The 11,700-nt window shown below is 57.4% G+C and carries 14 protein-coding genes and 1 pseudogene; 7 read left to right on the forward strand and 8 right to left on the reverse strand.

Annotation, left to right across the window (positions count from 1 at the left end; genetic code table 11):
• Positions 1 to 382 precede the first annotated feature (382 nt).
• Both BR71_RS23660 and BR71_RS14655 read left to right on the forward strand, forming a co-directional pair.
• Positions 383 to 811 (forward strand): annotated as a pseudogene (locus tag BR71_RS23660) (transposase); the annotation flags it as partial.
• Between the two features lie 377 nt (positions 812 to 1,188).
• Entirely contained in the window at positions 1,189 to 1,725 is a 537-nt protein-coding gene (locus BR71_RS14655; RefSeq protein ID WP_043638943.1) for a ferritin-like domain-containing protein, read from the forward strand.
• A 71-nt stretch (positions 1,726 to 1,796) separates the two neighbouring features.
• On the opposite strand, the gene BR71_RS14660 is transcribed toward BR71_RS14655, so the two are convergent.
• From BR71_RS14660 to BR71_RS14680, 5 genes are all read right to left on the reverse strand, one after another.
• Complete coding sequence (locus BR71_RS14660; RefSeq protein WP_043638946.1) at positions 1,797 to 2,159, reverse strand: hypothetical protein; 363 nt, start codon at positions 2,157 to 2,159, stop codon at positions 1,797 to 1,799.
• 96 nt (positions 2,160 to 2,255) lie between these two features.
• Entirely contained in the window at positions 2,256 to 3,455 is a 1,200-nt protein-coding gene (locus tag BR71_RS14665) for an SAM-dependent methyltransferase (RefSeq protein WP_043638950.1), read from the reverse strand.
• A 313-nt stretch (positions 3,456 to 3,768) separates the two neighbouring features.
• Positions 3,769 to 4,410: a hypothetical protein gene (locus tag BR71_RS24225; RefSeq protein WP_156038997.1), complete on the reverse strand. Its 642-nt coding sequence runs from the start codon at positions 4,408 to 4,410 to the stop codon at positions 3,769 to 3,771.
• A gap of 43 nt (positions 4,411 to 4,453) precedes the next feature.
• On the reverse strand, positions 4,454 to 5,296 hold the full coding sequence (locus tag BR71_RS14675; RefSeq protein WP_043638959.1) for a BON domain-containing protein: 843 nt from the start codon (positions 5,294 to 5,296) through the stop codon (positions 4,454 to 4,456).
• Positions 5,297 to 5,371: 75 nt separating this feature from the next.
• On the reverse strand, positions 5,372 to 5,671 hold the full coding sequence (locus BR71_RS14680) for a CsbD family protein (protein WP_081862684.1): 300 nt from the start codon (positions 5,669 to 5,671) through the stop codon (positions 5,372 to 5,374).
• A gap of 224 nt (positions 5,672 to 5,895) precedes the next feature.
• Here BR71_RS14680 and BR71_RS14685 point away from each other — a divergent pair, with 224 nt between their 5' ends.
• The 3 genes from BR71_RS14685 to BR71_RS14690 all read left to right on the forward strand — a co-directional run bounded on the left by BR71_RS14685 (position 5,896) and on the right by BR71_RS14690 (position 6,904).
• Complete coding sequence (locus BR71_RS14685) at positions 5,896 to 6,306, forward strand: PRC-barrel domain-containing protein (RefSeq protein ID WP_043638962.1); 411 nt, start codon at positions 5,896 to 5,898, stop codon at positions 6,304 to 6,306.
• A 191-nt stretch (positions 6,307 to 6,497) separates the two neighbouring features.
• Positions 6,498 to 6,596 (forward strand): lmo0937 family membrane protein, encoded by a 99-nt coding sequence (locus BR71_RS24230; RefSeq protein WP_244269642.1) that lies wholly within the window; start codon positions 6,498 to 6,500, stop codon positions 6,594 to 6,596.
• 104 nt (positions 6,597 to 6,700) lie between these two features.
• Positions 6,701 to 6,904: a glycine zipper 2TM domain-containing protein gene (locus BR71_RS14690; protein ID WP_043638965.1), complete on the forward strand. Its 204-nt coding sequence runs from the start codon at positions 6,701 to 6,703 to the stop codon at positions 6,902 to 6,904.
• 111 nt (positions 6,905 to 7,015) lie between these two features.
• On the opposite strand, the gene BR71_RS24815 is transcribed toward BR71_RS14690, so the two are convergent.
• The 3 genes from BR71_RS24815 to BR71_RS24825 are packed head-to-tail and all read right to left on the reverse strand — an operon-like array spanning position 7,016 to position 9,721.
• Positions 7,016 to 7,933, reverse strand: a complete 918-nt coding sequence (locus BR71_RS24815; protein WP_244269643.1) for a hypothetical protein — start codon at positions 7,931 to 7,933, stop codon at positions 7,016 to 7,018.
• An 8-nt stretch (positions 7,934 to 7,941) separates the two neighbouring features.
• Entirely contained in the window at positions 7,942 to 8,235 is a 294-nt protein-coding gene (locus tag BR71_RS24820) for an aconitase family protein (RefSeq protein ID WP_425265947.1), read from the reverse strand.
• A complete protein-coding gene (locus tag BR71_RS24825; RefSeq protein ID WP_244269644.1) occupies positions 8,126 to 9,721 on the reverse strand; it encodes an aconitase family protein in 1,596 nt (531 codons plus the stop codon). Before BR71_RS24825 ends, BR71_RS24820 begins: the two co-directional genes overlap by 110 nt.
• A gap of 257 nt (positions 9,722 to 9,978) precedes the next feature.
• Here BR71_RS24825 and BR71_RS14700 point away from each other — a divergent pair, with 257 nt between their 5' ends.
• Positions 9,979 to 10,635, forward strand: a complete 657-nt coding sequence (locus BR71_RS14700) for a BON domain-containing protein (RefSeq protein WP_208854884.1) — start codon at positions 9,979 to 9,981, stop codon at positions 10,633 to 10,635.
• Between the two features lie 51 nt (positions 10,636 to 10,686).
• Positions 10,687 to 11,190: a hypothetical protein gene (locus tag BR71_RS14705; RefSeq protein ID WP_043638968.1), complete on the forward strand. Its 504-nt coding sequence runs from the start codon at positions 10,687 to 10,689 to the stop codon at positions 11,188 to 11,190.
• Positions 11,191 to 11,700 lie beyond the last annotated feature (510 nt).

Raw genomic sequence — 11,700 nt, forward strand, 5'->3', positions numbered from 1 at the left:
TGCAAGGCCCGTCATGCCAATGTTTGCAAAAATGAGCAAATATTGTTCTTCTTCAGAAAGAATAGACCAAGCTTTATGTTTGGAAAGCAAACTACCATCAAACAACACATTGTGTAAAGTTAATTAATTGTTTCTTTACAATAGAACACCAGGACCAATTTCTCAAGAAAATGCTTTATGGGTACTCAGGAGAAGGGAAGGGAGGAACAAGTTTCCGCCTTCTCGTAAGTTGGATTCATCCCTGATCTATCCAGGACACCACATAGGCCCCCATCAAGCCGGTTTTGACGGACTGCCAGATCAGCGTCCTGGACTCCCCCGGCAGACTTACCCGGCTCCTGTAGGCATTCCCATCTTATAAATTGAGTATATAAAGATGCCAATGGACACACCGCGTTTCACCCCAGAATTTAAAGAAGAAGCCGTCAAACAAGTCACCGAGCGCGGCTACTCGGTGGCCGAGATTTCCGCTTGGCTTGGGGTTTCCCGCCATAGCCTGTACAAGTGGGTGAAAGCCGTCACCCCGGACAACTCGGAGAGGCAAGCGACGGAACTGATCAAGGCCAAGAGCGAGATCCTTTGCCTGAAGGCGCATGCCAAAAAAGACGCCAGGTTACTGACACTTCGCGACTCCTGGCGGGCTAGTGGAGGGTGTATGGATCGCACCGGATGCTGGGTTGGTCTGTGCGAAATCGGCAAGGCGTGTGGCAAGCACCGTGTCGCCAGAATCATGAGGCAACACCGAATCAAGGCTCAGCGCGGCCATAAAGCCCCACGGCCCATTACAGGGCACCCCTCTTTGTTGGCCCCAACCATCCGAACCGTGAATTCACAACATCACAGCCTGACCAAGCCTGGGTGACGGACATTAGTGTGCCGCAGCAAGCGGCGTAAGAGATGAGAGTACGCCCCCTCGCCATCGGCTTACAGGAGCGGGTGGCAAACCACCATGAGCGGCTTGGGTCACAACCCACGGTCGTGAGCGTCATGGAAAAGGCGTCGTAAAGACGTCAGGTCTGGATTATGGAAGACGAACAACCGTGAACTGCCGTTCAAGTGTCGAAAGTACTCATATGACATCAGAAGCGGGGGTGATGTTGCCCCGCGATCAGTCAGGATGACTATTTATCATTTCACTAACCAGACCGTTGCAAAGGTTTTTGATCTGATAATCAAGGAGTTTTGCTGATGAAAAACGAAAAAGACAACTCCACCAGCAGTGCCGAACAAGACATGAGCAGCAATGCTGCCAAAAAAATGACTGATGGTGCGGTAACACAAGGCTATCGAGGTGAGCGTCACAAATTGATTGCCTTGCTCAATGCCGCCCTGGCCTCCGAGCTGGTCTGCTTTCTTCGCTATACCCGCTTCTATTACACGGTGGGTGGATTATCCAATACCGCATTGAAAGCCGAGTTCATGCAGCATGCCCGGGAAGAGATGCCGCATGCCAACATGCTGGCAGAGCGTATTGTTCAGCTCAATGGCAAGCCTGATTTTGATCCGGAAAACCTACTGAATAATGCGCATAGCCAGTATAATGACACCGACAAGATCCAGGCCATGATCAAGGCCAATCTGGTGGCAGAACGCATTGCCATCGAATCCTATCGCAAAATGATTCAGGAATTGAAGGACAGCGATCCCACCACCAGCTTGTTGCTGACAACGATTCTGTCGCAGGAAGAAGAGCATGCAGAAGAAATGCGCAGCCTGCTGGATTGACAACATGATGCCGTATCAAGATAAAAGTCCGCGCCATGCGGACTTTTATCTTGATACAAGGTGGAGATGCTTCAGCAACGGCGATGAAAATAAGCAGGCACACCGTGTTGATTAGCCGGTGAGGCCGGCTGCGTCACCAACTGGTCAAACAGCATGCATACTCCGCGGGTAGCACCGCTCTCGTGGGCAAGCATGATCTGAAACAGCTGGACAATTGTCTCCTCACTTAGCTTGCCAATGTGCCGGGATGCGACACCCGCACTGATGCAATGAAAAATGGCGCGGCCATTGCCATCCAGCTCCCGAACATCATCAATGGTAAAGCGCATGGGTACATGGGCTGAACCCATCATCAGCCAGTAACCGGCTAGCGTTACGCCTTGGTGGCTGCCTTTCAGGGTCAGAATCTGGTGCAGGATTTCATCTTCAGACATGGTCGCTCCCGTTTCGCTAAAGGGTCATGTTTGGCTGCAGCATGCTGTAACGCTAACTAGCCGCGCAGGGCTGTGGTCGTATTGTTGCAAAGACACTCATTCGTACATGTACTGGCGGGACCACGCCAAGGTATCGGCAGGACGTCCTGCGGGCTGACACAGAATCTGGTAAATGCTGACTACATCGTTACGGAAGGCATAGGCACACCCGGCCAGATAAATGCGCCAGATACGGTAGCGTTCCTCGCCGATTTCCTGGCGGATGCTGCTGCTGTTCTTCTCGTAATTCTGCGACCACAGGCTGAGGGTCAAGGCATAGTGACGGCGCAGGTTTTCTACATCCAGCACCTCCAGACCGCCCTGCTGCATGGAGCTTAGCGTGGTGCCGATATGGGGCAGCTGACCGCCGGGGAAAACATATTTGTCGATGAAATTGCCGGCACCGAATGGTGCATCCCGCTGACGGGTGCTGACCGAGGTGATGCCGTGGTTCAGTGCCAGCCCATCAGGACTGAGCAGATTCACTATCTGCCGGAAGTAGTCGGCCAGCCCCTTGATGCCGACGTGTTCAAACATCCCGACACTGGTAATCCGGTCAAAACTGCCGGATACATCGCGATAATCCATCAGCCTGATTTCTACCCTATCCTGCACGCCGGCCTGGTTTACCCGGTGCGTGGCTTCTTCAAACTGCTGTTGTGACAGGGTAACACCCAGGCACCTGGCACCGAATTGCCGTGCCGCCCGGATGACCAGCGCACCCCAGCCACAGCCGATATCCAGCAAGGTATGCCCGCTTTGCAGCCTCACCTTGGTGAGGATATGGTCGATTTTCTTGATTTGTGCTGCCGCCAGTGTTTCATCACCTTCGGGAAAATAAGCGCAGGAGTACACCATTTCCGGTTCCAGCCACTGTGCGTAAAAGTGGTTGGACACGTCGTAGTGGTACTGAATGGCCTGGCGATCGGCCCAACGATTATGCTGAAACAGCAGCCCGGCCAGCCGCTGCAAGGGATAGGGCTTGCCACGGCGGGCCAGGGAATGCGCCATCTTAATGATGTCCTCCAGTTTGCCGTCGATGTCGACCAGGCCCCGGACATACGCTTCGCCCAGATGGTCCAGCCGCGGGGAAAGCAAGTAGCGCAAGCCGGCGGCCTTACGGATGTGCATGGTCACCAATGGCTGCTCGAACTGGCCGAAATCAATGGCCTGGCCATTGCAGACCAGGCGCGCCGGCAAGGGGCTGTGCTGCCGTAGCTGGCAGGCCAGGCGTTCTATGCGTTGTTGCCAGATCATGCTGTATGTCCTTGCAGAAGGAGCTGGCCTACTCGGCCAGCCAGGGTTGCGAGATGCAAAGCGACCGGCCTGCGGCAGCAGCAAGCCGTGCTGGATTCAGGGTTCTGCACCTGGGCGATGCCTGAGCTCATCCGTTGTGGGCGGCCGCTGCGGGAGCATGGCATGTTCCGGCTTGTCTGGCACAGCAGCTGCACCGGCCTGCCCGGCGGGTTTGCGTATGGGTTCGGCATGGCCATCAGCGGGTCTGGCCGGGTGTGGGGGCGGCTCCGCAGAGCGGGCACGATTTGGCTGATCCGCGTTCATCGGGTGCTTGTTATCCGGCATGGCTGGCGCTGCATGGCGCGCAGTGTCTGGCATGGGCCGGAGCGACGGACGCGGCTGCGCATCGGGAGTGGCGAGTCCGGGAGGATCGCGGTCGGTACCGTGCTGTCTTGCTTGCTGATGCTCCAGCGTTGACTGCTGCTTGAGCGAATGCGGATAGCGGTTGCCGCCATACTGTTTCTGATAGTCGGGCAGCGGACTGGCTGGCTGGCGGTACAGATTTCCTGTTCCACTGCTGCCAATCCGGGTGTTTGCGACTCCAGCCGGCCCCCCAGTGCTGGTCCCAGGGCGGCGCTTCATTGGCGCTCCTGCCCTGAAAATAGGCCGGGCGATGATGGTAATAACGCAAGGGAATGCGCCAGATGAACACGGGCACCCGGTCTGCCGCCATCGGTGTCCATGGCCCGTTATACCAGTTGCTGTAATACCAGCCATCTTCATGGAACACCCAGTAACGGCCGCCATAGAAAAAGTAGTTGAGCTGCTGCGCAGGGTCGTAATACACCGGGTAACCCGGAATGAGGATCAGGGAAGGATAACTGCTGATGCTGATGTCAAGACGGGTTTGCGCTTGCAGGGTGGTACTGGGCCCAAGCAGCAGCGACAGGGAAATGCCAACCAGTATGTAGCGCATGGTGTTTGCTCCTGATCCCGTCCCGGCGATCCGATGATGATGGCTATTGACCAGACAAAGACAAGGCGGACGCATCTACCTGCCTGACGCCGCGCACGTTCTTGCTTAGTTCAATCGCCAGCGCGCGCTCGGCTTTGCTGCCCAGCCGGCCGCTCAGTGCCACCACGCCATGACGTGTCTTGACGTTGATGCTGGAGCTTTCAACATGGCTGGAGTACAGCAGGCTGGATTTCACCTTGGTGGTGATCCAGCTGTCCGAGATGCTTTGCTCGGCATGCTGGCTGGAATTTTTCACTGACTCGGCCAGCGTAGGTTTGACAGTGCTGATCTGTAGCTGATTGTCTACCGACACCACACCACGGGTGCTGCTTGCCATGCGGCTGGCCGCCTGGCTGGCACTGGCGCTATTGGCTGTTCCCTGCAAGCTGACCTTGCCCAGCTTGGTATGCACCGTCACAGCAAGCCCATCGGCGTACTTGCTCCACAGCAGTTTGGATCTGACTGCTGCGGAAATGGTGGCATCGTCGGTCAATTCGCCATAGCTGCGGGCGGCGCTGGACTTGCTCGGCACAAAATCGCTGTTGACTTGCAGTTGGTTGTCCACGCTGGTGACGCCAGCGACAGCCAGGGCAATTTCTTTGGCCAGCTCCTTTTTCACCCCTTCCTCCACCGTACCGGTCAGCGTGACCTTGCCTTCATGCACCAGCACCCGGATGTCCTGATCGCGCAGCGATGGATTCAGGGTGTAAGTAGTGGATAGCTGGCTTTCCTGGCGTGCATCTTTTAAGTCCTGATTGCTTGCTGCCGCCTGAGCCGGGTTGTAGTTAAGCAGCGCAAGGCAGGCGACCAGGGTGGCGGGCAGCATCTGGCGGGGTAGGGTTTTCATGGTGCAGTTCTCCGGTATCGGTAGTGGCAAGACAAAGGCCAGGCACAGCGCGGCCGTGAAAATGACATCCCGCGCCTATTTGAGCTTGTCCAGAAAATGCTTTACCTGACGCTCGGCTTCTTCACGCGTAATGGCATAGCGCTGCTGGATCAGCCCGATCAATTTCTGCGCCTGGCCTTCGGCACGCAGCAGTTCGTCGTCGGTCAATTTGCCCCAGACAACCTTGGCCGCACCCACATGCTCCTTCCATTTGCCTTTCAGTTCATCGACGCTGGGGAAATGAAAGCTAGCGTCCTGCTTACTGATCTCGACCGAGACCTCTACCGCGCTCTGTTTGGCGGCAAGGGTTTTGTCCTGCTCGGCTGACTTGTCCATGAAACTCTCCTTGGTGATGGGTCTGCAGCCAGACTAGGACTTGCCCGCCAGGCCGATCTGTACGCCAGCGCACACCTCGGCAATATGTTGTGCCGGTGGATTTATCGGTCTTCGGTGTGCTGCCGAACAGTGCAGTGCTAATGGCTGGCGTAAACCGGAGCAGTAGCCAGCAATCCCTTTGGCTACGACAGAAGCAAGCCGTGCTTCGGTTTAAGGAGAAGGTGATGAACCAGATGCAGCTCAATACGGATGGCAGCAATCGCACCAGCAGCAACACCGGCGGGCCAGGACCCTATCTGATGGGTGCAAACACGCTGATAGGTGACGCTGTTTTGAATCAACAAGGCGAGGGGCTGGGTGACATCAAGGAAATCATGCTGAATGTCAGCAGCGGCCAGGTGGCGTATGCCGTGCTGGCGTTTGGCGGCTTCATGGGGCTGGGCGAAAAGCTGTTTGCCGTGCCGTGGCAAGCGCTGGTGCTGGACCCCATCAACAAGCGTTTCATGCTCAACATCAGCAAGGAGCGCTTTATCCACGCGCCAGGCTTTGATAAGGACCAGTGGCCAGACATGGCCGACCCGGCCTGGTCCAGTATCGTCCATGACTTCTACGGTACCGACCTGTACAGCGAATAAGAGCGGCTAACAAAATAGCGTAGTACCCCTGAAGCCAGGCGCGCCGACGCAGCAGGGGTTTTGTTAGCGGACCCAAGTACTGGCAGGTGTGGGTCTGGCGGGTGCATTGCCATCCGCCTTGTGCCGCCTGCCTGTTTGCAGGAGTGTCATCATGTTGGAAACAATTGCAGTGATTCTGTTTTTGCCTGGGCATGGTCACTTCCTACACCATGGGTGGGCTGATCCACCTGTTGTTGCTGTTGATGCTGATCGTGGTGGTGGCGCGTATCTTGCAAGGGCGTCGCATCTAGCCTTGCTACATCAAAGCCCCCACCAACGGGTGGAGGGCTGATGCCAGAGCCAGCCGACGCCAGCAACTGCGCGTTGCCGGCAGAGCGGGCTCAAGGAGAGATTCATGCGTGCAGTGCGAAACGGATTTTGCGCAGTCATGCTGCTGGCCGGACTGGCTGGCTGTTCTTCAATGTCGGAACGCGGCAAGGATACGGCCATCGGTGCCGGCGTGGGCGCTGGCGTGGGTGCCATCCTTACCGGTGGCAGTGCGGCGGGCACGGTGGGTGGTGCTGCCGTAGGTGGCGTGATTGGCCATGAGGTGAAGTGAAAGCACTGCCGGCACGGGCTGATCGCTGCTTGTGCTGATGGCACGTCACTTCATCCACCATCCGCCTACCCCATGGGCAAGCTTGCTATGCGTTGCCGAGGCCCGGAGTCTCTACAAGGGTTTGTCAGCGGCTCTTAACAGGCTGCGCAACACGAAGGGCATCCCGCCATGGCGGCAGTAGTCCACTTCGGTTGCGGTATCTACCCGCAACAACAAAGTACAGCGTCGGCAAGTACCATCGGGGTAGTCGATATACAGTTGTACCGGCTGTGCCGGAAGCAGTGTATTTTCCAGCCCCTCCAGCGTGAACAATTCCCTGCCAGTCAGCCCAAGCGACGCGATGCAGTCCCCTGCCATGAATTGCAGCGGCAACACCCCCATGCCCACCAGATTGGCACGGTGGATGCGCTCGAAGCATTCTGCAATGACCGCACGCACACCAGGCAGTGCCGTTCCTGTCGCCGCCCAGTCCCGGCTTGACCCGCTACCATATTCCTTGCCGGCAATAATCAGCAATGCCACCTGCTCCGCCTGATAACGCCGGGCAATATCATGGATGAAGCCTTGCTGGCCATCCGGCTGGTGCAGGGTCATGCCACCGGTGACCGGCCTGCCGTCTGCAGCCGGTAGCAACATCAGGTTGCGTATCCTGATATTGGCAAAAGTGCCACGTACCATGACTTCGTGATTACCCCGGTGCGAGCCGTAGCTGTTGAAGTCTGCGGGCGTAATGCCCAGTTGCTGCAGATAGAGGACAGCACAGGAGTCTGTGGTAATACTGCCTGCCGGGCTGATGTGATCGGTGGTGACCGAATCACCAAACAGCGCCAGCACCCTGGCCTGCCGTATTGCCTGCCGTGGCGGCGGTACATCTAGCGCTACCGCATCAAGAAAGGGCGGACGGGCAATATAACTGGAAGGTGGCCAGCTGTAGGACTGCTGCGGGTTGAGCGGCAGCGCCTGCCACAAGGAGGCGTCAGGCACTTGATACAAGCGTGGATAGCTTGCCGGGTCTTCCGCATCACGCATGGCGCTGTCTATTTCCTGCTGGCTTGGCCACAGCATGGACAAATAGACGGCATTGCTTGTGCGTCCTGGCCAAGTGGCTCGCTGCCCAGGTCGATGCCTATCCGTCCGGCAAGGGAAAAAGCCACGACCAGCGGTGGACTCATCAGGAAGTTGGCGCGTAGCGCCGGATGAATACGCGCTTCGAAATTGCGATTACCGGACAACACGGCGGCACAGACAAGATCCCCCTGGACAATCTCCTGTTCCAGTACCGTGTCCAGCGGCCCCGAATTGCCAATGCAGGTGGTACAGCCATAGGCCACCAGTTGAAACCCCAGCTGCGCCAGTGGTTCCAGCAAGTCGGCGCGGTGCAGGTAGTCTGCGTACCACTTGCGAGCCGGGGGCCAGCGAGGTCTTGATGTGGCTCGGCACTTTCAAGCCCAGTGCCACCGCCTTGCGCGCCAGCAGGCCGGCCGTCAGCATGCTGCCTGGATGCGAGGTATTGGTGCAGGAGGTGATGGCAGCAATCACGATGTCGCCATGCGTCAGTTGCCTGGTTTGCGCCGGGTGCGGCGACCTATCGCTGGCCACCCCGCCCTTGCCAAACCCACCCTGCTCGACTGGGGCAAACAGCGTGCTCATGAAACTTTGCTTCAACTGACGCAGCGAGATGCGATCCTGCGGCCGGCGCGAGCCAGCCAAGCAGGGCTCGATGTCTGCCAGGTTGACGTTGATGATGCGGCTGTAGTCGATCTCGCCCAGGCATGGCATGCCGAACATCTGCTGCACCTGGAAATAGGCCTGAAAAGCAGCCACCTGCTCGCGGTCCCTGCCGGTGGCAATCAGGTAGGCCACGGTTTGATGATCGGGTGGGAAATACGCCACGGTGGCACCATACTCCGGGGCCATATTGGCAATAGTGGCGAGGTCCGGCACGGTGAGCCGAGCGGCCCCGTGCCCAAAGAATTCGACAAAAGCACCCACCACACCCGACTTGCGCAGCAGCGCGGTCAGGGTGAGAACCACATCCGTGGCAGTCACCCCCGCCGGCAAGTGTCCGTGCAGATGCACGCCCACCACGTCGGGCTGCAACAAGAACACCGGCAGTCCCAGCATGGCAGACTCCGCCTCGACCCCGCCTACACCCCAGCCCAGCACGCCCAGCCCGTTGATCATGGTGGTATGTGAATCGGTGCCAACCAGCGTATCGGGAAAGTAAATTCGATCATCTCGGCTCAGACCTGGTGCCAGATACTCCAGATTCACCTGATGAACAATGCCGCGTCCGGGTGGTGTGACCTGCAGATTGGCAAAGGCGTGCTGACTCCATTTGATGAAACGGTAGCGTTCGGCATTGCGCTGATATTCCAGCAGCAGGTTGCGCTGCAAGGCATCGGCTTCGCGGAAGAAATCCACCTGTACCGAATGATCCACCACCAGATGCACCGGTATCTTCGGCGTGATCAGCGCGGGCGACCTTCCCAGGCGAATGGTGGCATCGCGCATGGCCGCCAGATCGCACAGCAAGGGCAGGCCGGTGAAGTCCTGCAGCAGGATACGCGCCACCACGAAAGGGATTTCCGTATTACGCTCCACTTGCGGCTGCCAGCTGGCCAACTGGCGCACATGGGCCTCGGTCACCCGCCCGCCATCCAGATTACGCAGCAGCGATTCCAGCATGATCCGCAAGGACACCGGCAGCCGCGCGATGGCACCAAAGCCCTGCTGTTGCAGCAAAGGCAGGGCGTAGTACAAACCGACCTGCCCCTGTCCGAAGGAGAATTCGCGTAAATAGCTGGCACTGTGCATGGTGTGGCCTCCTGCAAGGAGTGTTGCGTTTCCATGCTGGCCGCCGGATGGCGCTGGCCAAGCAGGAAGTGGCATCGTGTCAGCTGCATGCCGCATATTCTGTGCGCAAGCATACATAGCCGACAGCCCCTGCCCTTGCAGCCCGGCGACCATTGGCCAGCACGGCATGCAAACGATGCCTCCTGTGTGCGCTAGCCAACAGACCGATCTGCGTGTTCGGCTCAGCCTTTACTCGTCTCATACAAAGGAGTGACGTCATGATCAAGAATGATTCCCAGTTGCAAAGTGATGTCCTGGCCGAACTGAAATGGGACCCAGCGGTCACCGCTACCCACATCGGAGTGGAAGCCAATCAGGGCGTCATTACCCTGAGCGGCCATGTCGCCAACTTTGCCGAGAAGTGGGCCGCTGAAAAAGCCACCCAGCGTGTGGTTGGTGTGCAGGCGATTGCAGTAGAGATCGCCGTTGATCTGCCCGGATCGGACAAACGCAGTGATGCCGATGTATCGCGCGCAGCAGCCAATGCCTTGCAGTTGATGGAAGGAAGCTGCGGCAAATCCATCAAGGTGATGGTGGAGAACGGCTGGGTCACCTTATCCGGTGATGTGGAGTGGGACTTCCAGCGCAAGGCCGCCATCCGCTTGCTCCGGCATGTCAGCGGAGTGACTGGAGTCAGCAGCACCATCAACATCCGCCCGAAGCTGCAGATGCTAGCGGTGAAAGACGAAGTGGAAGCGGCACTGAAGCGCCGCGCCATTGCCGACATCAACAGCATTACCGTCAGTATCGATGGCCCGGACATCACCCTGGGCGGCACAGTCCATAGCTGGTCTGAACGCGCACTGGCCAATCATGCTGCAGCCTGCCTGCCAGGGGTGCGGAATGTCATCGACAACATCCGCGTTGTCATCTGAACCCACCAACGGCGGCATTGTCTTGTTGCCCGGCCATGGAGGACATGCATCATGGAACATGAAAAATCATCGGTTTATGTTTACAACACCCACCAGGAGGCGGAGGAGGCCATCCGAGTTCTCAGTCGTTCTGGTTTTGATGTGAAAAAGCTTTCTTTGATCGGAAAGGGTTATCACAGCGAGGAATTCCCGGTCGGGTTTTATAGCACCGGCGACAAAATCAAAACCTGGGGCGGCATCGGTGCGTTCTGGGGAGGTTTGTGGAGCTTGTTGCTGGCACCGGCTGTGTTCATGATCCCGGGGCTGGGCCTGCTGGCCATGGCCGGGCCGGTGGTGACCGCGCTAGTTGGCGGGGTGGAAGGTGCCGTCATCATTGGCGGATTGTCCGCCGTGGGCGCTGCGCTCACCCGCATCGGTGTCAGCGGCGAGGAAGCTATCAAGTATGAGTCAGCGCTCAAGGCAGACAAGTATGTGTTGATGGTACATGGCTCGCTGGAAGACATTGCCAAGGCGCACTCTGTTCTGGCGAATCAGACGAGTTGGCAAACTGCCTGAAACAAGCATTAACCGTATGCCTTGCGCTCCAGTGGTACTGGCCGCAGGGCATTTCTTGCTTTCGCCCAATGCCGACTCATGGTCGTGCAAACTAGCCTGATCCTATGCAGCTCACCATCGGCAGCCCGCCCACTTTATTCCTTCCCCTTGTGACAGGAGTAGCAGTTCCAGGTGCAATACTTCTGCCAGTACCTTGCTGCATTCTTTGGACAACAGAGCCTGCAGGCACCATTGAAGGCATAAGAAAAAATATTCTCGCGACTCCTTGAGTTGAGCAGAAAGCCAACATCCGCATTTCCTCCAGCCTCACGGCCGTCCTCGGATACCGTGGGCGAATAATGAAGTCCTGCTTAACTAGGCATACTATCTGGACCAGCAATACATTTTTGTAACATCAAAGAAAACATTTTCTCATGATGATCAACACATACCGGTCCGGTTGGACATCAAGAAGAGCGCAACAACAACCAATCATCTCCTTGAGCATCTTGGCAACAAGGCTACCTTTTT

Origin of the sequence: Chromobacterium haemolyticum DSM 19808 (assembly GCF_000711885.1) — a bacterium.
GTDB classification, from domain to species: domain Bacteria; phylum Pseudomonadota; class Gammaproteobacteria; order Burkholderiales; family Chromobacteriaceae; genus Chromobacterium; species Chromobacterium haemolyticum.